At 67.2% G+C, this 23536-nt stretch carries 30 protein-coding genes and 1 riboswitch; of the genes, 21 read left to right on the plus strand and 9 right to left on the minus strand.

The genetic code is table 11. The annotated features are described in order from the left end of the window. Window positions 1–71: 71 nt before the first annotated feature. Window positions 72–329: a LytR C-terminal domain-containing protein gene (locus ACFV2O_RS00275; RefSeq protein WP_379249047.1), complete on the minus strand. Its 258-nt coding sequence runs from the start codon at window positions 327–329 to the stop codon at window positions 72–74. On the opposite strand from ACFV2O_RS00275, the gene ACFV2O_RS00280 reads away from it, so the two are divergent. After that, window positions 322–624, plus strand: coding sequence for a hypothetical protein (locus ACFV2O_RS00280; RefSeq protein ID WP_379249049.1), 303 nt, complete (start codon window positions 322–324; stop codon window positions 622–624). The two genes, ACFV2O_RS00275 and ACFV2O_RS00280, sit on opposite strands and share 8 nt — an antisense overlap. Window positions 625–677: 53 nt before the next feature. On the opposite strand, the gene ACFV2O_RS00285 is transcribed toward ACFV2O_RS00280, so the two are convergent. Next, on the minus strand, window positions 678–1031 hold the full coding sequence (locus ACFV2O_RS00285; RefSeq protein WP_355071658.1) for a DUF3263 domain-containing protein: 354 nt from the start codon (window positions 1029–1031) through the stop codon (window positions 678–680). Window positions 1032–1212: 181 nt separating this feature from the next. Between ACFV2O_RS00285 and ACFV2O_RS00290 the strand changes: the two genes are divergently transcribed. The 9 genes from ACFV2O_RS00290 (at window position 1213) to ACFV2O_RS00330 (ending at window position 10023) form a co-directional block, all read left to right on the plus strand. Further along, the gene (locus ACFV2O_RS00290) at window positions 1213–1803 is read left to right on the plus strand and encodes a peptide deformylase (protein WP_355071656.1); all 591 of its coding nucleotides are present in this window, start codon (window positions 1213–1215) and stop codon (window positions 1801–1803) included. Further along, the gene (locus tag ACFV2O_RS00295) at window positions 1793–2794 is read left to right on the plus strand and encodes a GNAT family N-acetyltransferase (protein ID WP_379249052.1); all 1002 of its coding nucleotides are present in this window, start codon (window positions 1793–1795) and stop codon (window positions 2792–2794) included. The genes ACFV2O_RS00290 and ACFV2O_RS00295 overlap by 11 nt, the downstream gene beginning before the upstream one ends. 32 nt (window positions 2795–2826) lie before the next feature. Further along, on the plus strand, window positions 2827–3657 hold the full coding sequence (locus ACFV2O_RS00300; RefSeq protein WP_356962759.1) for an exodeoxyribonuclease III: 831 nt from the start codon (window positions 2827–2829) through the stop codon (window positions 3655–3657). A 71-nt stretch (window positions 3658–3728) separates the two neighbouring features. Next, entirely contained in the window at window positions 3729–4355 is a 627-nt protein-coding gene (locus ACFV2O_RS00305) for a TetR/AcrR family transcriptional regulator (RefSeq protein ID WP_355072123.1), read from the plus strand. Between the two features lie 65 nt (window positions 4356–4420). Continuing rightward, window positions 4421–5617: a homogentisate 1,2-dioxygenase gene (locus ACFV2O_RS00310; RefSeq protein WP_379249054.1), complete on the plus strand. Its 1197-nt coding sequence runs from the start codon at window positions 4421–4423 to the stop codon at window positions 5615–5617. Then, a complete protein-coding gene (gene fahA, locus ACFV2O_RS00315) occupies window positions 5614–6792 on the plus strand; it encodes a fumarylacetoacetase (protein WP_379249056.1) in 1179 nt (392 codons plus the stop codon). The genes ACFV2O_RS00310 and fahA overlap by 4 nt, the downstream gene beginning before the upstream one ends. 161 nt (window positions 6793–6953) lie before the next feature. Beyond that, complete coding sequence (locus ACFV2O_RS00320; RefSeq protein WP_355071648.1) at window positions 6954–7400, plus strand: hypothetical protein; 447 nt, start codon at window positions 6954–6956, stop codon at window positions 7398–7400. An 89-nt stretch (window positions 7401–7489) separates the two neighbouring features. Next, window positions 7490–7612: riboswitch (TPP riboswitch) on the plus strand. Further along, window positions 7602–9254: a phosphomethylpyrimidine synthase ThiC gene (gene thiC, locus ACFV2O_RS00325; RefSeq protein WP_379249058.1), complete on the plus strand. Its 1653-nt coding sequence runs from the start codon at window positions 7602–7604 to the stop codon at window positions 9252–9254. (Overlaps the previous riboswitch by 11 nt.) 283 nt (window positions 9255–9537) lie before the next feature. Next, a complete protein-coding gene (locus ACFV2O_RS00330; protein WP_379249060.1) occupies window positions 9538–10023 on the plus strand; it encodes a nitroreductase/quinone reductase family protein in 486 nt (161 codons plus the stop codon). Window positions 10024–10131: 108 nt separating this feature from the next. Here the strand turns inward: ACFV2O_RS00330 and ACFV2O_RS00335 are convergent, their stop codons facing one another. Further along, a complete protein-coding gene (locus ACFV2O_RS00335) occupies window positions 10132–10533 on the minus strand; it encodes a VOC family protein (RefSeq protein WP_379249062.1) in 402 nt (133 codons plus the stop codon). 57 nt (window positions 10534–10590) lie between these two features. On the opposite strand from ACFV2O_RS00335, the gene ACFV2O_RS00340 reads away from it, so the two are divergent. After that, window positions 10591–11052, plus strand: coding sequence for a MarR family winged helix-turn-helix transcriptional regulator (locus ACFV2O_RS00340; RefSeq protein ID WP_379249064.1), 462 nt, complete (start codon window positions 10591–10593; stop codon window positions 11050–11052). A gap of 181 nt (window positions 11053–11233) precedes the next feature. Here ACFV2O_RS00340 and ACFV2O_RS00345 read toward each other — a convergent pair whose 3' ends face one another. Further along, window positions 11234–11791 carry a TetR/AcrR family transcriptional regulator gene (locus tag ACFV2O_RS00345; protein ID WP_379249066.1) on the minus strand — a complete coding sequence of 186 codons (558 nt, stop codon included), beginning with the start codon at window positions 11789–11791 and terminating at the stop codon, window positions 11234–11236. 39 nt (window positions 11792–11830) lie between these two features. Between ACFV2O_RS00345 and ACFV2O_RS00350 the strand changes: the two genes are divergently transcribed. Beyond that, window positions 11831–13075, plus strand: coding sequence for a KasA/KasB family beta-ketoacyl-ACP synthase (locus tag ACFV2O_RS00350; protein ID WP_379249080.1), 1245 nt, complete (start codon window positions 11831–11833; stop codon window positions 13073–13075). A gap of 149 nt (window positions 13076–13224) precedes the next feature. After that, window positions 13225–14019, plus strand: a complete 795-nt coding sequence (locus ACFV2O_RS00355; RefSeq protein WP_379249082.1) for a thioesterase family protein — start codon at window positions 13225–13227, stop codon at window positions 14017–14019. A gap of 37 nt (window positions 14020–14056) precedes the next feature. On the opposite strand, the gene ACFV2O_RS00360 is transcribed toward ACFV2O_RS00355, so the two are convergent. Together ACFV2O_RS00360 and ACFV2O_RS00365 are read right to left on the minus strand one after the other, a co-directional pair. After that, the gene (locus ACFV2O_RS00360; RefSeq protein WP_379249084.1) at window positions 14057–14464 is read right to left on the minus strand and encodes a VOC family protein; all 408 of its coding nucleotides are present in this window, start codon (window positions 14462–14464) and stop codon (window positions 14057–14059) included. Between the two features lie 62 nt (window positions 14465–14526). Beyond that, window positions 14527–15171 carry a TetR/AcrR family transcriptional regulator gene (locus ACFV2O_RS00365; protein ID WP_379249086.1) on the minus strand — a complete coding sequence of 215 codons (645 nt, stop codon included), beginning with the start codon at window positions 15169–15171 and terminating at the stop codon, window positions 14527–14529. Between the two features lie 86 nt (window positions 15172–15257). On the opposite strand from ACFV2O_RS00365, the gene ACFV2O_RS00370 reads away from it, so the two are divergent. Continuing rightward, window positions 15258–16340 (plus strand): epoxide hydrolase family protein, encoded by a 1083-nt coding sequence (locus tag ACFV2O_RS00370; RefSeq protein WP_379249088.1) that lies wholly within the window; start codon window positions 15258–15260, stop codon window positions 16338–16340. 106 nt (window positions 16341–16446) lie between these two features. Next, a complete protein-coding gene (locus ACFV2O_RS00375; protein ID WP_379249090.1) occupies window positions 16447–17070 on the plus strand; it encodes an NAD(P)-dependent oxidoreductase in 624 nt (207 codons plus the stop codon). 40 nt (window positions 17071–17110) lie between these two features. Here ACFV2O_RS00375 and ACFV2O_RS00380 read toward each other — a convergent pair whose 3' ends face one another. Beyond that, window positions 17111–17299 carry a hypothetical protein gene (locus ACFV2O_RS00380; RefSeq protein ID WP_379249092.1) on the minus strand — a complete coding sequence of 63 codons (189 nt, stop codon included), beginning with the start codon at window positions 17297–17299 and terminating at the stop codon, window positions 17111–17113. A 173-nt stretch (window positions 17300–17472) separates the two neighbouring features. Here ACFV2O_RS00380 and ACFV2O_RS00385 point away from each other — a divergent pair, with 173 nt between their 5' ends. The 4 genes from ACFV2O_RS00385 to ACFV2O_RS00400 all read left to right on the plus strand — a co-directional run bounded on the left by ACFV2O_RS00385 (window position 17473) and on the right by ACFV2O_RS00400 (window position 20475). Then, window positions 17473–17664, plus strand: coding sequence for a hypothetical protein (locus tag ACFV2O_RS00385; RefSeq protein ID WP_379249094.1), 192 nt, complete (start codon window positions 17473–17475; stop codon window positions 17662–17664). Window positions 17665–17945: 281 nt separating this feature from the next. Beyond that, entirely contained in the window at window positions 17946–18314 is a 369-nt protein-coding gene (locus tag ACFV2O_RS00390; RefSeq protein WP_379249096.1) for a hypothetical protein, read from the plus strand. A gap of 326 nt (window positions 18315–18640) precedes the next feature. Beyond that, window positions 18641–18934 (plus strand): hypothetical protein, encoded by a 294-nt coding sequence (locus tag ACFV2O_RS00395; protein WP_379249098.1) that lies wholly within the window; start codon window positions 18641–18643, stop codon window positions 18932–18934. A gap of 101 nt (window positions 18935–19035) precedes the next feature. Then, a complete protein-coding gene (locus tag ACFV2O_RS00400; protein ID WP_379249100.1) occupies window positions 19036–20475 on the plus strand; it encodes a hypothetical protein in 1440 nt (479 codons plus the stop codon). Here ACFV2O_RS00400 and ACFV2O_RS00405 read toward each other — a convergent pair. Continuing rightward, on the minus strand, window positions 20470–20796 hold the full coding sequence (locus ACFV2O_RS00405) for a hypothetical protein (RefSeq protein ID WP_355071624.1): 327 nt from the start codon (window positions 20794–20796) through the stop codon (window positions 20470–20472). The two genes, ACFV2O_RS00400 and ACFV2O_RS00405, sit on opposite strands and share 6 nt — an antisense overlap. Window positions 20797–21434: 638 nt before the next feature. Between ACFV2O_RS00405 and ACFV2O_RS00410 the strand changes: the two genes are divergently transcribed. Continuing rightward, window positions 21435–21875, plus strand: a complete 441-nt coding sequence (locus tag ACFV2O_RS00410; protein ID WP_364424584.1) for a hypothetical protein — start codon at window positions 21435–21437, stop codon at window positions 21873–21875. Window positions 21876–22107: 232 nt separating this feature from the next. Further along, complete coding sequence (locus ACFV2O_RS00415) at window positions 22108–22314, plus strand: hypothetical protein (RefSeq protein WP_379250152.1); 207 nt, start codon at window positions 22108–22110, stop codon at window positions 22312–22314. A 44-nt stretch (window positions 22315–22358) separates the two neighbouring features. Here the strand turns inward: ACFV2O_RS00415 and ACFV2O_RS00420 are convergent, their stop codons facing one another. After that, window positions 22359–23495: a GTP-binding protein gene (locus ACFV2O_RS00420; protein ID WP_379249102.1), complete on the minus strand. Its 1137-nt coding sequence runs from the start codon at window positions 23493–23495 to the stop codon at window positions 22359–22361. Between the last annotated feature and the right edge of the window lie 41 nt (window positions 23496–23536).

Genomic DNA, 23536 nt, shown 5'->3' on the forward strand with positions numbered 1-23536 from the left:
GCCCCCGACAGGGCGGCGCGCCCTCACGCGTGTTCGCTGGTCCGGGCGTGCGACCAGCGGCCACATATGGGTCAGTTACCCGTGACGATCACCGTTACACCCGGCGCGGTATCCCCGATCGCACTCGACTTCGGTGCCACCGACGCGCCGAGCTGGTCCGCGATGGCCTGCGCGGCCTCCTTGTCGCCGGACGAATCGCCGTAGTACACCGTGGTTTTGGCGATGTTCGAGCCCGGGTAGTTGCCCGTTTCCGCGATCGTCCAGCCGCTCGCCTCTAGCTGGCCTGCCGTTTTCGCCGCGAGTCCGGCCACCATGCTGTTGTTGAGCACGCGCACCGGGACCGAACGCGCCGCCGTGGTGGTGGTCGACGCGGCGGCACTGGTCGGCGTCACGGTCGCCACCGCGGTGGACGAGGTCGGCGCCTTGGGCGCGGTGGTGCTCGCCGGGACCTGCGGCGCGGCGCTCGCGCTCGAGGTCGGCGATGCGCTGGTCCCCGAGGCGTCGGTGTCGGCGTCGGAACTCGACAGCGACATCGCCCCGAGACCGGCGAAGACGATGGCCAACGCGATCAGCACCATCGCCAGGGCACGCAACGGTGGCCCACCGGAGGTGGGGTTCGGGTAGCTCACCTTCGCGAGCCTAGTCGCACGGGACGGGTCCGGGTCCGCATCGCCGGGTCAGACCTGGAATCCGAGCCGCCGCGCCGCGCGCGCCTTCTGCCTGCTCGCTCGCAGCCTGCGCAGCCGCTTGACCAGCATCGGGTCGGCCGCCAGCGCCTCCTGCCGATCGACCACCGCGTTCAGCACCTGGTAGTACCGGGTCGGCGACATGGCGAACAGCTCGCGGATCGCCTCTTCCTTGGCCCCGGCGTACTTCCACCACTGCCGCTCGAAGGCCAGGATGTCGAGTTCGCGACGGCTCAGTCCGGCACCGTCGGCCTGTTCGGCCGAAGCGTGCTCCGTCGTGCCATCTTCGCTCGCGGAAGGGCCGTTGTGGGTCGCGGAAAGATTCCGTGCCGCTGCGCCGTCCATCTCGCTCCTCGCCGAGTGACCACCAGACGAAAATGGTGCTTGTACGTCGCGGAACATTCAACCACGCGCGCGAGGAATCGCCGGGCCCGCAGCGCGGCGTGTTCCCTACCGGCCGGTAGTCGCGGTCTCCACTTCGGCACCCGGGAAGCTGTGACGTGGCGCCCACGGCAATAATTGGCCCATGGCAATCCTCCCGATCGTGATCGTCGGCGACCCGGTTCTGCACAACCCGACCGAGCGGGTCACTCGATCGCCGGAGGAATTGGCTCCGCTCATCGCGGACATGTACGAAACGCTCGACGCCGCGCACGGCGTCGGGCTCGCCGCCAACCAGGTCGGCGTTCCGCTTCGCCTGTTCGTCTACGACTGCCCCGACCTCGGCGCGGACGGCACCGCGACCCGCCGACGCGGGGTGGTGGTCAATCCGGTCCTGGAGACCTCGGAGATCCCGGAGACCATGCCCGACCCGGACGACGACGAGGAAGGCTGTCTGTCGGTGCCCGGGGAGCAGTTCCCCACCGGTCGCGCCGAATGGGCGAAGGTGACCGGCACCGACGAGAACGGCGAGCCGGTGGAGGTGGAGGGCAAGGGTTTCTTCGCCCGCATGCTCCAGCACGAGGTCGGGCATCTGGACGGGTTCCTCTACGTGGACGTGCTGATCGGACGGAACGCGCGGGCCGCCAAGAAGGCGATCAAACGCAACGGCTGGGGCACACCGGGTCTGAGCTGGCTGCCCGGCACCGACCCCGACCCGTTCGGGCATGACGACTGACCCCGCCGCCGGCCTGCCCGATATCCCGCTCGGCCGCCGCGTGGTGCTGCGCTATCAGCTGCCCGCGGGTTATCCACAACCGCTGACCGACCTGATCGGCGAACTCGTCTCCCTGGACCCGCCGACCGTGCGCGGCGCGGGCGGCGAGCTCGTCTCGGTGGCGCCGGAGCGCGTCGTCGCGCTGAAAGCCATCGGGCCGAGGCCGATTCGCATCAGAGAGATCCGCGCGCTGGAGGCCGCGGCCGCCTATGGCTGGCCGGGCGTCGAACACGCGTGGATCGACGGCTGGCTGGCGCGCGCGGGCAACGGATACACCGGGCGCGCGAATTCCGCTGTGCCGCTGGGCAGCTCCGAGGGACCCGCCACCGTGTCGGCGGAGACGCTGCACCGGATCGGCGAGTGGTACACCGCGCAGGGCCTGCCTGTGCAGCTCGCGCTGCCCGATCGGCTGGCCCCGGTGCCGCCCGGCTGGCACAGCTGGCGAGAGACGGCCATGCTGGCTCTCGATATCGACAATTTCGTGCTGCCCCAAGGCCCTTCGATGGTGCGGATCGCGCCCGCTCCCGACGCCGACTGGCTGGAGACGCACCGCTACGACGGCGAGGAACCCGGCGCGCGGACGATTCCCGCGCCCGATCCCGAGGTACTGACCGCGGTCCTGAACGGTGAACTCGGCTTCGCCTCGCTCGGCCTGCCGCGTCCCATCGCGATCGGCCGCGGCGCACTCACCACCGCCCCGGACCGACGCCGCTGGATCGGCCTCACCTGCGTGGCCGTCGCCGCCGCGCACCGCAGGCACGGGCTCGGCTCGCTGGTCTGCGCCGAACTGATCCGCTGGGGCCGCGACCGCGGCGCGACGCACGCCTATCTCCAGGTGGAAGCCACCAACGAGCCGGCCCGCGCGATGTACCGCGAACTGGGCTTCATCGAACACCACACCTATCGCTACGCCGCGCCGGAACCGCTCGCCGGGCCCGGCGGCCTGCGGTAGAACAGACCTGTCACCCCCGAAGGAAGGCCGCAGTGCGTCTCGCCACCTGGAATGTCAACTCCATTCGCTCCCGGCTCGACCGCGTCGCGGACTGGCTCGACCGCCAGGACATCGACGTGCTGGCCATCCAGGAGACCAAGTGCCGCGACGACCAGTTCCCGTTCGAGCGCTTCGACGAACTGGGCTACGAAGTCGCCCACCTGGGGATCAACCAGTGGAATGGGGTGGCGATCGTCTCCCGCGTCGGTCTCTCCGACGTCGAGCTCGCCTTTCCCGGCCAGCCCGGCTTCGACAAGGACGCGGGTGAGTCGCTGATCAGCACGCCGGTCGTCGAGTCCCGCGCGATCGGGGCGACCTGTGGCGGCGTGCGGGTGTGGAGCCTGTACGTGCCCAACGGCCGTATGCTGGGCGACCCGCACTACGCCTACAAACTGGAATGGCTTGCCGCCCTGCGTGACAACGGCGCGCGCTGGCTGGCCGACGACCCGCAGGCCAAGATCGCGCTGGTGGGCGACTGGAACATCGCGCCGACCGACGACGATGTGTGGTCCGTGGAGTACTTCGCCGAGAAGACGCACACGTCGCAGCCGGAGCGCGACGCCTTCCAGGCCGTCGTGGACGCCGGATTCGCGGATGTCATGCGTCCGTTCGCGCCGGGACCGGGCGTCTACACCTACTGGGACTACACCCAGCTGCGCTTCCCGCGAAAAGAGGGGATGCGCATCGATTTCATCCTCGCCTCTCCTGCGCTCGCCGCCACCGTATCGGACGCGACGGTCGATCGTGAGGCGCGAAAGGGCAAGGGCGCCAGCGACCACGCCCCGGTGATCGCCGAGTTCGCCGACGAACCCGGGCGCTCGTGACCCGCCCGGCGCAGCCGCCTTTCCCCCGCCGCAGCAGCGGTAACCGGGCCACCGGCGGCAGGCTGAGCGGCATGGGCGCCGACCCGGCCGTGCGGCAACGGCAGCGCGCACAGCATCTCGGCCCGGAGCGCCGCCGTCCGCAGGTGCTCGACACCGCGCTCGCCATCGCCGTGGAGAACGGCATCGCCGCGGTCACCATGGCCGCCATCGCGGAGCGGATGAAGGTGACCAGGCCGGTGGTCTACGCCTGCTTCGCCGATCGCGTCGAGCTGATCGAGGCGCTGATCCAGCGCGAGGAGGGCTACCTGGTCAGCGGCGTACTCGAGGTGATGAAGCCACGGGACGTCGACGCCGACGAAACCGTGTTCGTCCAGGGATTCCGCGCTCTGCTGACGAAGGCCGCGAGCCGGCCGGACGCCTGGCGGCTGGTCTACGGCAATCCCGACCCCGCCGTCGCGAATTCATTCGGGCGCGGGCGCGCGCTCGTCATCGAGCGCTGTACCAAACTCCTGCGCCCGACGCTGCGCGCCTGGGGCACGGCGGACGCCGAGCACAAGTTGCCGGTGCTGGTGGAGCAGTGGGTCTCCGCGGGCGAGGCCGCCGTACGCGCGCTGCTCGCGGACCAGGACGGCTGGACACCGGCGGATCTCGGCGCGTTCGTCGGGGCCGCGGTCTACCGAGCCATGCGAAACGCCTGATCGGGGATTCGGCCGCACTACGATGGTGATCAACTACCCGACCACCGGCTGGCGGAGGAACGGTCATGGCGTTCTATCGGCAAGTGGGTGCGGTACCGCCGAAGCGGCACACCCAGCATCGTGACGAGCAGGGGCGGCTCTACTACGAGGAGCTGATGGGCGAGGAGGGCTTCTCCGGCGACTCCTCCCTGCTCTATCACCGTGGCCTGCCGCCTGCACTGGTCGATTCGACGGTCTGGGAGCTGCCCGATCAGCGGACCACGCCGAACCATCCGCTGCGTCACCGCCATCTGCGCCTGCACACGCTGTTCCCCGGCGACATCCCGGCGGAGACCGATCCGGTGACCGGGCGCCGCTTGCTGCTGGGCAACGCGGACGTGCGCATCTCCTATGTGGTCGCGAAAGGCGGTTCGCCGCTGTACCGCAACGCGATCGGCGACGAGCTGGTCTATGTGGAGTCGGGCGCGGCGGTGGTGGAGACCGTGTTCGGCGCGCTGCCCGCACGGCAGGGCGATCAGGTGCTCATCCCGCGTGCCACCACACACCGTTGGCGGCCCACCGGCCCGGAACCTTTGCGGGCGTACGCGATCGAAGCGACAGGTCACATCACGCCGCCCAAGCGCTATCTGTCGAAGTTCGGCCAGTTGCTCGAACACGCCCCGTATTGCGAGCGCGACCTGCACGGACCCACCGAGACCATCAGCGCTACCGGCACCGAAGTGGAAGTGCTGGTCAAGCACCGCCCCGGCGGCCAGGTCGTCGGCACGCGGATGGTCTACGCCGCGCACCCGTTCGACGTGGTCGGCTGGGACGGCTGCCTGTATCCGTTCACCTTCAATATCGCCGACTTCGAACCGATCACCGGCCGTATCCATCAGCCGCCGCCGGTCCATCAGGCGTTCGAGGGCGGCAACTTCGTCGTCTGCAATTTCGTTCCGCGCAAAGTGGACTACCACCCGCTGTCGATCCCGGTGCCGTACTACCACTCCAACGTCGATTCCGACGAGGTCATGTTCTATTGCGGCGGCAATTACGAAGCGCGTAAAGGCTCCGGAATCACGCAAGGCTCGGTGTCGGTGCACCCCGGCGGTTACGCCCACGGTCCACAGCCCGGCGCGTACGAAAACAGCATCGGCATCGAGTACTTCGACGAGCTGGCCGTCATGGTGGACACCTTTCGCCCGCTGGAGCTCGGCGAAGGCGCGCTGGCCTGCGAGGACCCGACCTATGCGTGGAGCTGGTCGGGGCGGGGCCCCGCGTGAGGACCGAGGTGGAGGTAGCGCCGGAGTCGCTGTTCGGTCCGGACAACCTGCCCTACGGGGTGTTCGCGCCGACCGGAGAAGGCCCCCGCGTGGGGGTGCGGCTCGGCGAACATGTCATCGATTTGGCTGTGCTGCTCGATGATTCGGTTTTCGCCGAACCGAGCCTGAACGCCTTCCTTGCACAGGGCCCCGTGCGCTGGCGCGCGGTGCGCGACCGGATTCGCGCGGCGGTCGACGGCGAACTGGACCACGCCGCGGTGCATCGGCTGTCCGACGTGGTGTTGCGGCTGCCCGTGCGTGTCGGTGATTACGTGGACTTCTACGCCAGCATCGACCACGCGACGAACCTCGGCCGCCTGTTCCGGCCGGACGGCGACCCGCTACTGCCGAATTGGCGCCACCTGCCGGTCGGTTATCACGGGCGGGCGGGCACCGTGGTGGTGTCCGGCACCGATGTGGCGCGTCCCTGCGGGCAGCGCGGAACAGACTCCGGCGCACCGGATTTCGGCCCGTCGCGGCGGCTGGACATCGAAGCCGAGCTCGGATTCGTGATCGGCGTCGGATCGCGGCTCGGCGTACCGGTGGAGATCGATGAGTTCGCCGACCGGGTCTTCGGCGTCGCGCTGGTCAACGATTGGTCCGCCCGCGACATCCAGGCCTGGGAGTACCAGCCGCTGGGCCCGTTCCTCGGCAAGTCGTTCGCGACCTCGATATCGCCGTGGATCACGCCGCTGGCTGCCTTGGAGTCGGCGCGGATACCGCTGCCCGAGCAGTCACCCGCGCCCCTGCCCTACCTGCTCGGCACCGAGCACTGGGGCCTGGACATCGAACTCACCGTGACGTGGAACGGACAACCGGTCACTTACCCGCCCTACTCCCGGATGTACTGGTCACCGGCGCAGATGCTGGCTCATCTCACCGCGAACGGCGCATCGACGCGCACCGGGGACCTGTACGCCTCTGGCACCATCTCCGGTCCCGAACCCGGCCAGCGCGGATCGTTCATCGAGTTGTCCTGGGGCGGCAGCAGGCCGGTATCGGTCAACGATCAGCAACGCACCTTTCTCGAGGACGGCGACGCGGTGACGATCACGGCATCGGCCCCGGGCCCGGGTTCGGCCAGGATCGGATTGGGCGAGGTCACCGGCCGGATCCTGCCAGCACACCCGCGCTGAACACGTTCGGTCTCGTCCCACCGGATACCCGGGTTCGACGCCAGCCGCGCTTGAGAACGGCGTTCTCCGGGTACGCCGCTACCCGAGCGCCTCGATCTCCGCTGCCCGGCCGGACCGCGGAGTTCACGGCCGCACCCATCCTCCGGACAAGGAGCGAGGTCATGACCGATCGCCCGGCCGCTCAGCACCGCCGCCCCGATGGCGTCGACGACGGCACCGTCGCCGCCACCGGCAAACTCTCGGAGGCCCTGGAGATCGTCGAACGCGCCCGCGGCCACCTGTACTCCTTCCACCAACTGACCGGCGGGGCCGATCTGGCGCTCGACATAGCGGTGGAGCTGTTCCGCGCGGCGGGTCACGCGCACATCGCCGATCGGATCTCCGCCGAGTTGATCGGGCGCAACGTGTTGGCCGGACGCTGGACATTCCAGATCATCGAGGAATACGACGACGGTTACTACGACCTGTTCCGCGACATCGAGCGCGCCGCCCGCGACGAACTGCTCGACGGCCGCCGCCACATCTACGAGGCCGAGATGAAAGAAGCTCGCCGCACCCACGGCGCGCCGGGACATTCGGCCACCCCGCAGCCAGCGGAAGACGCCTGATCCCAACGCCGCTGCCTGCGTCTTCACTCGATCAGCCGAATCGCCGGGCAGACGCTCGGCGGGTCCGGGTATGGTCGGGCGGGAAAATTTCACAAACCAACGGGGGCTCGCACCAGCGGGCTGAGAGGACGGCTAGCCGAGAGGCGTCAGGGCTGTCGACCGTATGAACCTGACCGGGTAATGCCGGCGTAGGGAGGAAAAATGGCACGCGCCGCTGCGTCCGACGGCGGATCCGCACCCGTCGACAGCGTCACCACCGGCCCCATCGAGGGCAGCGTCAAGCACTATCTCGAAGTCGATGACCTGCGCATTCCGGTGCGCCGGATCAATCTGACCAATGGCGAGCACTTCGACGTCTACGACACGTCGGGCCCGTACACCGACGAGTCGGCGACGATCGATCTCGAAGGCGGTCTACCGAAACTGCGCGACACGTGGACCAGACCCGAGGGGAAGGGCCCGCGTACTCAGCTCGCCTGGGCCCGCGAGGGCATCGTCACGCCGGAGATGCGTTTCATCGCCGCGCGGGAAGGCGTCTCGCCGGAATCGGTGCGCGAGGAGGTCGCCGCAGGCCGCGCGGTGATCCCCGCCAACCACAAGCATCCGGAGCTCGAGCCGACCATCATCGGCAAGAAGTTCCTGGTCAAGATCAATGCGAACATCGGCAACTCGGCCGTGTCCTCCTCGATCGCCGAGGAGGTGGAGAAGATGGTGTGGGCCACCCGCTGGGGCGCGGATACCATCATGGACCTGTCCACCGGCAAGAACATCCACGAGACCCGCGAGTGGATTCTGCGCAACTCCCCCGTCCCGGTCGGCACCGTGCCGATCTACCAGGCGCTGGAGAAGGTGAACGGCGACCCGACCGCGCTGACCTGGGAAATCTACCGGGACACTGTGATCGAGCAGTGCGAACAGGGCGTCGACTACATGACCGTCCACGCGGGCGTGCTGCTGCGCTACATTCCGCTGACCGCCAAGCGGGTGACCGGCATCGTCTCGCGCGGCGGATCCATCATGGCGGCCTGGTGCCTCGCGCATCACCAGGAATCGTTCCTCTACACGCACTTCGCGGAGCTCTGCGAGATCCTGGCCCGCTACGACGTCACGTTCTCCCTCGGTGACGGCCTGCGGCCCGGCTCCATCGCCGACGCCAACGACGAGGCGCAGTTCGCGGAACTGCGCACCCTTGGCGAATTGACCAAGATCGCGAAATCCCATGGCGTGCAGGTGATGATCGAGGGTCCGGGGCACGTGCCCATGCACAAGATCGTGGAGAACGTGCGGCTCGAGGAGGAGCTGTGCGAGGAGGCTCCGTTCTACACCCTCGGCCCGCTCGCCACCGACATCGCCCCCGCCTACGACCACATCACCTCCGCGATCGGCGCCGCCATCATCGCGCAGGCGGGCACCGCCATGCTCTGCTACGTCACGCCGAAGGAACACCTCGGCCTGCCCAACCGCGACGACGTGAAGGTCGGCGTGATCACCTACAAGATCGCCGCACACGCCGCCGACCTGGCCAAGGGCCATCCGCACGCACAGCAGCGCGACGACGCGCTGTCCCAGGCCCGCTTCGAATTCCGCTGGCGCGACCAGTTCGCGCTGTCCCTCGACCCGGACACCGCGCGCGAGTACCACGACGAGACCCTGCCCGCCGAACCCGCCAAGACCGCACACTTCTGCTCCATGTGCGGCCCCAAGTTCTGCTCGATGCGGATCTCCGCGGACGTGCGCGAATACGCCGAGCGCCAGGGCTTGAACGACGCAGAGGCGCTGCAGGCGGGCATGGCGGAGAAGTCCGCCGAGTTCGCCAGCCACGGCAACGCCGTCTACCTGCCCGTGGTCTCGTAATCGCCACCCGCCGCGCGCCGCGACGGCGTCGAGGCGGGGTGGGGGGGGGGGGGGGTGTCTGCGATCGGGCCCCCGCCCCGCCACCGCGCCCTCCGGGCCGGGGGTCGCCAAAGCCCCCCCCGCCGCCCCCCCCAGCGCCGAGGAGGGGGCGCGCGGCGGGACGGTACTGACTTCGAATGCTGTGTGCCGTGTGGGGTCGGTGTCGCAGTGGGACAGCCGCGGTGGCGGCAGACCTTCCGTAATGTTTGCGGTGCTGCTGGCGCACACGAGGTAGGTGAGGTGTATGGACAGCGTGCGGGATCTGCTTTATGCCGCGAAACGCTGGATGTATCGGGATAACCGGCCGGGGATGTTCGCCCGGGTGCTGAACCGCGCTTCGGAGTGGATGTATTCGGCGGGTGTGCTATCCCCTGGCTATGCCATGACTCTCGAAGTGGCCGGTCGGCGCACCGGGCGTCCGGTGACGCTGCCGATCGTGGTCGCCGAGTACGAGGGTCAGCGATATCTGGTGTCGATGCTGGGCCGGGACGCGGGGTGGGTGCGCAACGTCTACGCGGCTCACGGCCGGGCGTTCTTACACCGGCGCGGCCGCGAAGCGGTACTGCTCACCGAGGTGGAGGCGGGGGAACGGGCGCCGATCCTGCGCCGCTACCTTGCCGTCGCTCCCGGGGCCCGCCCACACTTTCCGATCGACCGCACCGCTCCGTTCGATGAGTTCGCGCGGATCGCCGACCAATACCCGGTCTTCCGGGTCGAATCCGCAGGCTAGCTCACGGCCGGCGCCCGCGCAGGCAACCGCCCGGCGGCGGCCACTCCGTCTGAGGCGCGGCAGGTCGTTGGTGCCGCTCACCGCATTACGCGTCTGATCTTCGAGTACTCAGTACGACTGAAGTTCGATCAGTGTGCCCTCCGGGTCGCGCAGGTGTGCGGTGCGCAGACCGGGGCCCCATTGTGGGCGGTCGGTTGGGCCCGCGACAACGGTCGCGCCGTGGTCGGCGCACAGCTTCGCGCCCGCGTCGACGTCGGGCACTCGGCAGACGAACATCACCGTGTCCTGCGACGGTGCGGCAAGCAGCGTAGACGTGCCGATGACCTCCGCCATCGCGGCGCGGTCGAAGAGCACTAGTACGCCTTGGTCCGCGACGTCCCAGTTCGCGTATGGACCGGCGGCGGTTCCCTTGACCAGGGTCGCCCCGATCAGCTCGGGCAGCACCGCCGCGTAGAACTCGAAGCATTCGGCGAAGCGGGTGACCAGGAGTCTCGGATGTAGCGCGTCCACGGTGATCTCCAATTAGTTGGTGCTGACCTATTGTATGTTTGCCCCTACAATAGGTCGATGGATACCGGACGCGCACTCCCACCGAGCCTGCTCGGCCTCGACATCTACCTCCTGTCGCGGGTCGGCAAGGCCGCGCGCACCGGGTTCGCCGACCGCCTCGCCGCGCGCGGCATGCGCCTGTGGCACATGGCGATCCTCGCGGCGCTCGCCGATTTCGGCCCGCACGCCCAGCGGGACTTGGCCGAGCGCCTGGTCATCCACCCCAGCGACGTGACCAAGATCGTCGACGAACTCGAAGCCGCCGGTCAGGTGGAACGGGCGCGGGACGAGCGCGACCGTCGCCGCATCACCGTGCGCCTCACCCGAACCGGCCGTACCGCGTTGCGTTCCCTCGATCGCGAAGCCGGTCGGGTCGGCGACGAGATCCTCGCCCCGCTCGACCCTGCGGAGCGGGAGCAGCTGCATGCGATGCTCGAACGCCTCTTCGCGCACGCGTACCCGGGGTCACGCACCGAGTGATCGCCTCCGCGCGAGACGATCCGGGCGAGGCGAGCGATCTGATCACCCCGCCCTCGTCGCAGAGCGAGTCGCACGCGCGGGCCGCGGCCGTGCCGAGCAGCAGCGTCGCTACCAGATTCCACCGCCACCGACCGCACGACGGCTCGGACTCTGCCCACCGCCGATGCGCCGATAAAACTGTTCAGAGCACCGTCTGTTCGATCAGACGGCGGGCCGCGCGATCGGTGCGCTCGACCTCGCCGGTGATCAGCCGGTCTTGCAGAATTCCGCGCAGACCCGAAATCAGCAGTGTGGCGACAATTTCCGGGTCGTCAATGGAATCGATGACGCGCAGCCCGTCGGCCAGCGCCGAGACGAAGATCGCGATGGCCGAGTTGGCGTAATCGGCATACGGACTGCGCGGCGCACAGGCCGCGCCGAGCACCTGAAGCATCACCCTGACGCTGGTGCGGCCGCCGCCCGAGGCGTTCGCGGTCCAGAAATCCCACAGCCTGTCGCGCAGTTCCGCAGCGTCACCGATGTCGGCGAACATCGCCGCGATGTCGGGGCGCTGCGTCGCCAGCGCTTGGACCAGCAATTCCTCCTTGGTCGTGAAGTAGTAGATCAGCATGCGGGAGCTGGTGCCGAGTTCGGCGGCCAGCGGGCGCAGCGACAGGTCCGCGAGACCGTGATCGGCGATGTAGCGCACGACGGCGGCGAGCAGTTCGGCGCGTTTGGCGTGGTCGAGGGGGCGGGCCATGGGTTGACTGTAGCGATCGGTACAGGTATTCATGACATCGTGACTGTAACAATCGCTTCAGAAACTCGGAATTCGGTCGTGGTCACCGGATACGCGGCGACCACGTCGCTGGCCGACGACATGGATACGACCTGGTCCGGTTTGCTGGCGGGGCACAGCGGGATCGGCGCGTTGGATGACGATTTCGTGGCCGAGTACGACCTGCCGGTCCGCATCGGCGGCAAGTTGAAGTCACAGCCCGGCGGGGAACTGTCCCGGGTCGAACAGCGCAGGCATTCCTACGTCGAGCAGATGGCCCTGGTGCTCGGCCGCCGGGTCTGGCGCGCGGCGGGCGCGCCCGAGGTGGACGGCGAACGCTTGGCGGTGGCGATCGGCACCGGACTCGGCGGTGGTGACGCGCTGATCTCCGCGGTCGACGCGATGCGCGCGGGCGGCTACCGCAAGGTGTCGCCGATGTCGGTGCCGATGGTGATGCCGAACGGTCCCGCCGCCACCGTCGGGCTCGAAATCGGTGCCAGAGCAGGAGTTTTCGCTCCTGTCTCGGCATGTTCGTCGGGGTCGGAGGCGATCGCGCACGCCTGGCGGCTGATCACCACCGGCGAGGCGGACGTAGTGGTGACGGGCGGGGTCGAAGGACACATCGACGCCGTGCCCATCGCGAGCTTCGCCATGATGCGCGCCATGAGCACCCGCAACGACGAACCGGAACGCGCGTCCCGTCCGTTCGACCGGGACCGCGACGGGTTCGTCTTCGGCGAGGCGGGCGCGCTGCTGGTGCTCGAATCGGAGCGGCACGCACGCGCGCGCGGCGCGACCGTGCACGGGCGGGTGCTCGGCGCGGGCATCACCTCCGACGCCTATCACATCGTCGCCTCCGAGCCGGAAGGGCTCGGCGCTGCCCGCGCGATGCGCAAGGCCATCGAAACCGCAGGACTGCGGGCTTCGGATATCCAGCATGTGAACGCCCACGCTACGTCGACCTCCATCGGCGACGCCTCGGAAGCCAACGCGATCACCTCCGTCGCGCCCGACGCCTCGGTCTACGCTCCGAAATCCGCGCTGGGTCACTCGATCGGGGCGGTCGGCGCGTTGGAATCGCTCGTCACCATGCTCACCCTGCGGGATCAGGTCGTCCCGCCGACGTTGAACCTCGACAACCTCGATCCGGAGATCGATCTCGACGTCGTCGCGGGCGCGCCACGGACTCAACACATCGATTTCGCACTGAACAACTCGTTCGGTTTCGGCGGGCACAACGTCGCGCTCGCGTTCGGCCGGGTCTGATCCCGAGCCCGTTCCGGGGCGGGTTACCGTCGTTGTGCAAGCGACCGATCGGCCCGAAGGATGGACAGCGACGTGAGCGAGCGTCAGCGAAGCAACCGAGGACACCGCGCGCGGGCGCGCACTGAGCCCACCGCGGGCGAGGCACGGTCATGACTGACGCCTTCTACCTACCCGATCCCGATCGGCCGGACCGATTCATCTCGACCGAGTTCACCCGTGGCCCCTGGTCGCCGGACGCCCAGCACGCCGGTCCACCGTCGGCGCTGCTCGCGCACGTGATCGAGCGGTGCGAGCCACGGCCCGGGTTCCAGGTCGGCCGGGTCGCCGTCGAGATCCTCGGCCCGGTGCCGTTGGAACCGCTCAGCGCGCAGGCGCGCGTCGCGCGTCCCGGTCGCAGCGTCGAACTCATCGAGGCGACACTGTCGACCGAGCGCGGGCCGGTGATGCGGGCGAATGCGTGGCGATTCAAGCTGGCCGAGCCGGAATTGCCGCTGCCGGAACGCTTCTTGCCGACGGGCTCACGCCCCGGCCCGGAGCAGGCGGACGCGCCCGAGCCGTTCCCGTCCACCCAGCCGATCGGGTTCCACACGGCCATCGATTACCGCTTCGTCAGCGGATCCTTCTCCGAACCAGGCCCGGCGATCTGCTGGATCAGGATCAAGCACCCGATCGTCGCGGGCACCGACCCGAGCCCGCTGGAGCGCACCCTCGCGGCCGCGGATTCCGGCAACGGCGTGAGCGCGGTCCTGGACTGGTCGAAGTACCTTTTCATCAACACCGACCTGACCGTCACCCTGTACCGCCAGCCGGCGGGCGAATGGGTCTGCCTCGACGCCGTCACCTACCCCCAACCCCATGGCATAGGTATGGCGGAATCAGCGCTCTACGACGAAAAGGGTCCCTTGGGCCGCAGCACGCAAACCCTCTTCCTCGGCAACCGATAACCGAGGCAGACCCACTCGGCGTTCGTCACCGCCGCGTTCACGGACGGGTCGAGATCTGTTGGACGGCCCAGCCGTTGCCGTCCGGGTCGGTGAAGAAGAAGAATCCGACGTTGTCCAAGGGGTCGGGCATGGGGGTCGGGTTTTCGCCGAGGACTTGGATTTCGGTGAGCTCGACGCCGCGGGAAGTCAGTTCCTCATGGGCTTTGCGCAGGTCGTTGACTACCAACTGGAGGCCTTGTTGGGATCCGGGGCGCATGTCCGGCACCGCACCCTTGCCGATCACGATCGAGCAGCCCGAGCCGGGCGGGGTGAGCTGCACTATGCGCACGCCCTCGGCGATCTTCGTGTCGTGGTCGACGGCGAAGCCCAGTTGCTCCGCGTAGAACCGCTTGGCTCGGTCGATGTCCGACACGGGCACGATCACGACCTCGAGTGTCCAGTTCACGGCACTTCCTTTCGGCGGACTGCGGTATTCGTACCAGTGCGGACCGGTTCACCCCGGGAAATTCATCGCCGTGCCCACCGCCAGGAGAACTCGTCCGGCGCGGGCGGTGGGCCGGGGAGTTCGCCGTCGGAGCTCAGTCCGGCGACGAGCATCGCGAGCACGCGGCGACGCAACTGGACGGTGCGCTCGGGGTCGGGCACCGCGACCGCCGCGCAGGATTCCAGGATCAGGCCGAGGTCCTGCGGGGTGACGTCGGGACGCAGCTTGCCGGTGGCGTGGGCGCGGCGCACGAGCTCCTCGGTCGCCTCGCCGGAGCGCAGGACGTCGGGGAGGATCCATTCGTCGGGAGTGAACGTGCCCGCGAGGTGCACGGCGAGGGAATGCACGTCCGCGTCCACCACGCGCTCCAAGAAGCCGACGAGTCCGCGCCATCCGTCCGAATCCTCCAGCGCCGCTTCGGCCTCCTCGTTGTATCGGCGCAGACCGTCATGGCAGAGCGTGCGCAGCAGCACTTCCTTGCTCGGATAGCGGCGGTAGAGCGCGCTGATCCCGACGCCCGCGCGTTCGGCGACGGCGGAGATCGGGGCCGTCGCGTCGGCGAGGAAGACCACGCGGGCGGCCTCCAGGATCAAGCCGTCGTTGCGGGCCGCCTGCGCCTTGCGGCCGGGCAGACCCTTCTGAGCTGGGGCGTCGGATGTTCTCGGCATGAATTCAGCGTAGCACTTGAAACGGAATGATCCGTTCTGTTACGGTTGAAACAGAACAGAGCATTCCGTTTCACTAGGAGCAGGACATGACCGCGATCACCCCCTTCCGCATCGACGTCGACCAGGCCGAGCTGGACGATCTGCGCGACCGGCTCGCACGTACCCGGTGGGCTCAGCAGATCCCCGGCTCGGGCGACACCTATGGGGTGAGCGTCGAGCGCGTGCGCCACCTGGTCGATTACTGGCGCGACGGGTTCGACTGGCGCGCGGTCGAGAACGCGCTGAACGCCTACCCGCAGTTCACCACCGAGATCGACGGTCAGAACATCCATTTCCTGCACGTGAAATCCGCACAGGAGGACGCGTTCCCGCTGATCCTCACGCACGGCTGGCCCGGCACTTTCGTCGAGTTCGTCGGCGTCATCGAGCCGCTCACCACGGCCGGATTCGATCTGGTGATCCCTTCGGTACCGGGATACGGCTTCTCCGGCCCCACCACCGAGGCGGGCTGGAACGACGCTCGCATCGCCCGCGCCTGGGCCGAGTTGATGCGGCGGCTCGGCTACGCCCGCTACGGCGCGGTGGGCAACGACGGCGGATCGCAGATCTCGCCGGAACTCGGGCGGGTGGCTCCGGAGAACGTCGTCGGCGTGCACGTCGCGCAGGTGTACTCGTTCCCGTCCGGCGACCCGGCCGAACTGGCCGATCTCGACGAGGACGAGCAGCGGTCGCTGGCCACCCTGGACTGGTTCGTGAAGAACAAGATGGGCTTCAACGTGCTGCAATCCCAGCAGCCGCAGACGCTGGCGCACGCGATCACGGATTCGCCCGCCGGATTGGTCGGCTGGAACGGCCAACTGCTCGGCCCGGATCTGGACGACGACTTCGTGCTGACCAATATCGCGATCCACTGGCTCACCGGCACCGCGGGCTCGGCGATCCGGCACTACTTCGAGAAGGACAAGGCCGAGCACCCCACCGCGCCGACCACGGTTCCGCTCGCGCTGTGCGGCTCCTCCGGCGATTTCCACGGCATCCGGCGCTTCGCCGAGCGCGATCACAACATCGTCTCGTGGCGCACGCACGATGTGTTCACCCATTACCTGCACCATGTGGCGCCCGCGCTCATGACGGAGGAGATCACGGAGTTCTTCGCGAAGCTGCGCTGAGACAGTCGCTTATGGCATCGAGAGTCGCGGCCATGGTTCGTCTCGATTCCCGCTGATGTACTGGATTCATCAACAGCACAACAGCTTTCGAACAAGGAGAGAAACCATGCGAATCGCGGTCTTCGGAGCCACCGGTACCGTCGGGCGTCTCGTCGTCGAGCGGGCGCTGCGGGAGGGCCACGAGGTGACGGCCTTCACCCGCAGCGCCGCGAGCGTCACGCAGCGGCACGAGCGGCTGCGCGTCGTGGAAGGCGATGTGCTGGACACCGATTCGGTGCAACGCGCGGTGGAGGGACAGGAGGCGGTGCTGATCTCGCTCGGCAACGGCCGCAAGGGCGTGGTCCGGGCGGGCGGCACCAAAGCGATCATCGACGCGATGCGGCGCACGGGCGTGAAACGGCTGATCTGCCAGACGACGCTCGGCGTGGGCGACAGCAAGGGCAACCTGAACTTCCTGTGGAAGTACGTGATGTTCGGCTTGCTGCTGCGCCCGGCCTATGCCGACCACGTCGAGCAGGAGGAGTACGTCCTGGCCAGCGACCTGGACTGGACGATCGTGCGGCCGAGCGCGTTCACCGACGGACCGGCCACCGGCAGCTACCGGCGCGGATTCCCGGCGGGCGAGCGCGGACTCACCCTGAAGATCGCCCGCGCCGACATCGCCGACTTCATGATCGAGCAACTGACCGACACCACCTACCTTCGCCAGGCGCCCGGCATCTCGAACTGAGCACGTCATCCGGCGACGCCGAGGCGGAGCGACACAGCCATCAGGCGTGCTCGTGCAGGTCACCCCACACCGGGAAGGGATCGGGATACTCGGCCCAAGCGCCCGGGCCCGCGGCGAACTCCGCGTCGGTGAGCAGGGCTTCGTCCAACAACGCGCGCACCTTCGCGCAATCCAGCTTCACCCCGATGAACACGATCTCCTGCCGCGTCCGCGCCGCCTGCACCGCCACGCCAACTGGACATGAGCCCATCCACCTCCGCCGAGGCGGAGCGAAGTCCGCTGATGAGGTTGGTGGCGGTCTGCTGCACGTAGAGCGCCCGGCATCGGACACTTCGTCCGGGACCACGGCGAAATGCGTCGCGCGGTGGCGGTGTCGGTCTCGCCCCGCACCGGCGGCTGGCCGTGCGCGCCGTCGACGCCGCCATCCGCGCCGTCGGCGCCGACGCCGGCCTCGACATCTTCCCCGGCACGCTGCGCGCCACCGCCGAACAACGCATGCTGCGGGAAGGCCTCCCACCCGCGGTCGTCGCCGCCCGCCTCGGGCAGCAAGCACCCGACCGCGACCTGCTCGGCGGCGCCGCGGCGCCCGCGTAACCGCCTCGCGCTCACCGGCAGTGAGCAGCTCGACCTGTTCGGCGACATCGCCATGTAGCTCCTGAGCCGCGGGGCCAGGCAAACATGGTCCAGATCACTCAGAATCTCGAGCAGTGGTGGAACCGTTGTCCCGGCCGTGCCGTCCAAACTTATTGACGGACAACGACTCCGGGTTCTTCTAGTCGGGGCTGGGATTCGACGGCCGTCGCCATATCAGGACAGATCGCCGTTCGGTGGAGGGGTTTCCGCTGGATGAGGGTCGAGAGCAGACGGGGGATTACATGACAAGCACACGACTGGCATCGACGATCGCTTTCGCGGTGGCTGTGCCGTTCACCGCCGGTTTCGCGGACACCGCGGTAGCGGCTGCCGCGCCTACGGCCTACCAGCTGCCCGCCATGACCGCCGCCACGCAGGTTCAACTGATCACGGAGGGGCTTTCGCCGGGGCAGCGCAAACCGAAGAAGGTCACGGTCACGGTGCGCTGCGACAAGGTCAAGAACGGCACGCCGGCCAACGGGCACTCCGAAGAGAAGATCGAGGGAACCGGCCGGGCCTACAACCGCAAAGACGCCGAGAAGCTCGCCGAGCAAGACGTCGTGGTCAAGTCGCATTTTGGGCCTTTCGATCGGCCTCTTTTGCACCCGTAGCAGGAGGAGCCGTGACCAGGGCTTCCACCTCGTCGTTTGCCGCGGAACCTCAAATCCGCCCGAAGTTCGGCGAGTCGGGAACCCCGGAACCCACACTTCGACGGCGGTGGGACCGGATCGGTTCCACCGATTCGCTGTGAGCTATGCGACACCCGAGCATCGCGTTCAAGTGGAACCGATCAGGCCGACACCGCGTCCAACCGTGCATAGACAACAGTGCGGCGGACAACCATTCGTAGCATTTGTGGATCGGAATCTACTGCTGTACAGCAGATTCCGACTCACAGTTACCGCCGTTGTCGTTCGATGGTGAGAGGGGACACGAAGTGTGGGTAGATCCTGAACAACTGCGGGTGTTGGCCGGTTCGATGAGCGATATCGGTGTCGGGATCGAGGCGATCCGAACACAGGCCGACACTTCCGACATCGATGTGGCGCTTCCCAGCTCGGTCCTGGCACAGGCCGGGCTCACCGCGGGGTGTGTCGCGGCGCAGGTCTGGTCACAGATGGCCGCGGGGTGGACCGAAGTGGCGACACTCGTGGAGGCGAGCGCTTCGAGGTTGCAGGTGGTCGATGGCGTGTTCGCCGACGGAATCGGCGCTCTCGGTGGTGTCTCGTGAGGTCAGGGTCCACACCGACACCGACACTGTCGCAGGTCCGGTCGTGGCAGCTGGGCGAGGCCGGTAATGAAATGCAGCGTCGCAGTACCGAATGTATGGCCTTGGTCGAGTACGCCGTCACCCGGATCCGTGACGCAGGCAGTTACTGGCAGGGCGATGCCTACTACGCGGCCTACGATCGCGTCGCCGGGGACCGCGACCAAGCCACGAAAGCCGCCCAGCAGATCAAAGCACTCGCGCAAACCTTGACCGACGGCGGTGACCTGCTGACTGGCTATCGGAAAACGTTGCTGGACAAGGTCACCGACGCCACTATCGCCGGCTTCACCGTCGCGGAGGACTGGGCGGTCACCGGCACCGGCAGCCCCGAACAGTTACGCACCCACCAAAGCGCGGTGTCGACCGCGCTCAACGAGATGCTCGATGTCCAGACCACCGCCCTGACCAAGATCGAGCAGGCCAACACCGACGTCTCGGCCCTCGCAGCCGCGTCGGCGCCTGCGTCTCCGATATCCCAGCTGACCGGGAGCGCCCAAGCCGACCCGAACAAGACGACCACGCCCGCGGCGACTTCACCCACATCGACACCGATGTCGACGGACACGAAAGCCGCCGACGCCAGCAAATCGAACAACGGCGCATCTAACACGGGCGACTCCAACACAGGCGCCGCAGCGCAGACCTCCGACAAAGGCAAGCCCGGGGAATGGCGGCCCGGTGATATCAGCGACCTGATCAAAGCGGTCGGCAGTATCACCGGCACCATCCCGAACCTGATCGAGAGCGGCGGGGAGTTCCTCAAGGACGCCGGCGAGCTGGTCAAAGACGGAGGCGAAGCCATCGCCGAGGTCACCGACTCGGTCACCAAACTCGTCACCACCGTCGATCAAGTCACCCACCACACCAGCGCCATCTCGGACCAACCCGCCACGAACGATCCCGCAGACAAAACCGGCGCAGCAACTGCCTCCCCCGACAAGAACACAGCAGCCCCCGCCTCGACACCATCGGACGGGACCGCCACTGCCGCACCAACCACCCCGACACCCGACAAAACCCACGCCGCGGACTGGAACCCCAAACAACAACCACCACCGCCAGCCCATCGGTCGCGCACACCACCAACACCCCGACTCCGACCAGCGGTCAACCGATGTTCGCCACCAGCCTTCCAACAGCCACCACGCGCCGCAATCCCAGCAGCGAACGCACACGCCCCGCCTGGACCCTGGACCTCCCGAACCCAGCCCTACAGGAGCAGCAGCAACCACCACTCCTCGCAGGCGTCAGTGCCAATGGGGAACCACGCGAACGCTAGGGTGTTTTACAAGCCCTCTTCCACCTCGCCGTTCGCCACGAAAGCTCAAATCCGCCCGAAATTCGGCGAGTTCTACGGGAACCCCTATTCGGAACGATCACCACAGATTTCGGATCTTGGCCCGAGTTGTTCCGGCATCGTGAACATCGTTTCGCGGAGCGGATCAGCGGTTCTTCAACGTCCTCACGGTCAAAAAAATTACCGCCTTGCTCAATGTTCATGATTGGGTCCAAGTGAGTTTTGGCGAGGGGCCTGACAGGCTACACACCGCGACCATTCGAGTGTTGTCGATTGCTGCGGATCGGACCACGAAGTCGCGGTGGGTGATTTCCATACCAGGGTAGGTGACGTTGTCGATAGTGAGCGCAGCCTCGACGGCGATTGCTTTTGCTGATATTTGGTCGAGGTAGTCCAATCCGGCGTCGGGGGCAAATCTGCTCAACGCACGGGCGGCGAAATCCGCCACCGTGTCGCTGTCGTCGATGAGGTAGGTTTCGACGAATACAGATGACAGGCTGCTGCGGATGGTAACTGACCGCGGCATCTGATTTCGTCCGTATATGCTTATTGAGAAGGGCTCGGGCCTCGCCGGTAGGGCGATGGGTACCCCCAATTGTGCTGCTGCGTGTTGTGGGCTTTGCGGGCCGGAACGACGCGAGGGCGGGTTGGGTGATATGTACATAGGTCCGCTGAATTCCGGCATGTCAAATACTTCCTTCGTGTTGTTTCTGCCGTGTCGAGCATCCACGATAGGCCCTGACGAACGTTTCGGTAAAGGCGAGCGCTCGTGGGCGTGGACCGAGCGTGGCACCTGAGTTAGTTACGAAGCAAGCCACAGCCAGCGCGGTGAACACCACGGTCAGATACGCTCGTCGGATTCGAGTCTGCGATGGTAGGTCGGCCGAACGGATGCGTCTGCACCGTAACCCACGATATGCCACAATCCGATTCAGCGGGTCAACCCGAAAGGGTTACGACTTTGGCCCAGCCCTGGAGTCGGTCCGGCGGACGACACAGGCATAAGGTGTGATGCAGATTACAAATTTACGTGGAACCTGTTGCGTCGCAAGTGCATCTAAACAAATGACAGAATCTCTCGTGCTCTCGCATCCAAAGGGGGATGTCGAACGCGGGGGATTCGCGTTTAGTTGATGTACCGACACGGACACAGGGGGACACACCATGTACAACAAATTCGCTACTCTCGCGCTCAGCTCTGCTAAATTCAGGCGGATCGCCGCAGTAGCTGTTATCTCGGCTGCAACCTTGGCATCAGGAACTGGAATTTCGGCCGCAGCCCCAGCGAAATGTGGACAGGCAACGTGGTCGGCCGTCGATCAGGGAAATGGTCGCGTCACGTTCAAATTTCAGTTCGTTTCAAGTATGGGGCCAATCACCGGGGGTGTGATGAAGTTCGGCTGGCAGAATCTGCACAATGGCCTGAGTGGCAGCCATACGTTTGATCACGCCGTACCGGTGTTTGCCCCCGATACCACATGGAAGGACTCATTTACCGATACGACCGGCTCCGGTGAAGTAATGGGATCTCTGACCGGCACGATGTATCTCGGAAAGACTGATTGCGAAACGCCCGCTGTCACGGGATCGTTCAAAGTCGGGTAAGGAGCCAGTCCAGTGCCCCATTCACTTTCAGAGTATGAATGGGGCACTGAGGCCCGTACAACCCCCTTGAGGGACCGGCGTAAGGGGGTCCCGGTAGTAATCGCGCGAAAAACAACACATATGGCTGGACCAGCAGCGATGGCGTTGTGATTGGTTCGGGCTGCGGGCGGGTGTGGTAGGTGCTTGGCTTGGCTGCCGATGAGGTTGGTCGGCGTGTTGGAGGTCAGGTTTCGTGGCGACGCAGGTGTTCGCGGCCGAGGAGTTGGCGCGTCTGCGAGAGTTTCCGGAGATCAGTCGCGAGGAGTTGTTCCGGTTCTTCACGCTGACCTCCGCTGATCCCGCGTTCGTCGCGCCGGGGCGGGCCGACATCGCCGACTTCATGATCGAGCAACTGACCGACACCACCTACCTTCGCCAGGCGCCCGGTATCTCGAACTGAGCGCGTGATGCGGCGGCACAGAGACGTGTGGGTCGACGCAGCGCTCACATGTGCTCGTGCAGTTCATCCCAGGCCGGGAGAGGATCTGGATACTCGGCCCAAGCGCCAGGGCCCGCGGCGAACTCCGCGTCGGTGAGCAGGGCTTCGTCCAACAACGCGCGCACCTTCGCGCAATCCAGCTTCACCCCGATGAACACGATCTCCTGCCCTGGCGGCACCTCCAGCGACGACCACCAGGCGGCGGGTTCGAACACCAGGTTCGGTCCCGCTTGCGACCACACGGCGGCCAGCGGCGAGCGGCTCGCGATCCAGCAGAATCCTTTGCTGCGCAACAGGCCGCGCAACCGCTCCAGCGCGTCGGAAAGGCGCAGTGGATGGAACGGCCGGTCGGCGGTGTAGGTGAGGCTGCGGATGCCGTACTCCTCGGTCTCCGGCGTGTGGCCGCCTGCGAGTTCCTCCGCCCAACCCTCGGCCGCCGCGGCGACCAGCGGGTTGTAGCGGCCGGTGTCGAGCACCTCGCGCAGGTCGACCACACCGTTAGTGGTGCGCAGCACGTGCGCGCGCGGATTGAGCCTGCGCACCGTGGCCTCCACCGCACCCGCCGCCGCGACGCCCACCAGGTCGGTCTTGTTGACGAGCACGACGTCGGCGAACTCGACCTGATCCACCAGGAGGTCGGCGATGGTGCGCGCGTCGCCCTCCCCCGCTTCCAGATTCCGCTCGGCCAGCGCTTGGCCGCGCGCCACTTCCGCGAGGAAGGTCGAGGCGTCGACCACGGTCACCATGGTGTCCAGCCGGGCGACATCGCCGAGCCGGAACCCGTCCTCGAACTCCCAGTCGAAGGTCGCGGCCACCGGCATCGGCTCGGAGATGCCGGTGGACTCGATCACCAGCTGATCGAACCGTCCCGCGCGAGCGAGCCGGGCCACCGCCTCGATCAGGTCCTCGCGCAGGGTGCAGCAGATGCAGCCGTTGGTCAGTTCGACCAGCTTCTCTTCGGTGCGGTCGAGGTGGCCTTGGCCCGCGACCAGCGCGGCGTCGATGTTCACCTCACTCATGTCGTTGACGATGACCGCGACCCGGCGGCCCTCCCGGTTGGCGAGGATGTGGTTGAGCAGCGTCGTCTTGCCCGCACCGAGGAAGCCGGACAGCACGGTGACGGGAAGCAGGTCGGAGTCCATGAAGTTAATGATAACGATTTTCATTTTACGCCCACCGGGCG

Origin of the sequence: Nocardia sp. NPDC059691, assembly GCF_042733915.1 — a bacterium.
GTDB classification, from domain to species: Bacteria; Actinomycetota; Actinomycetes; order Mycobacteriales; family Mycobacteriaceae; genus Nocardia; species Nocardia sichangensis.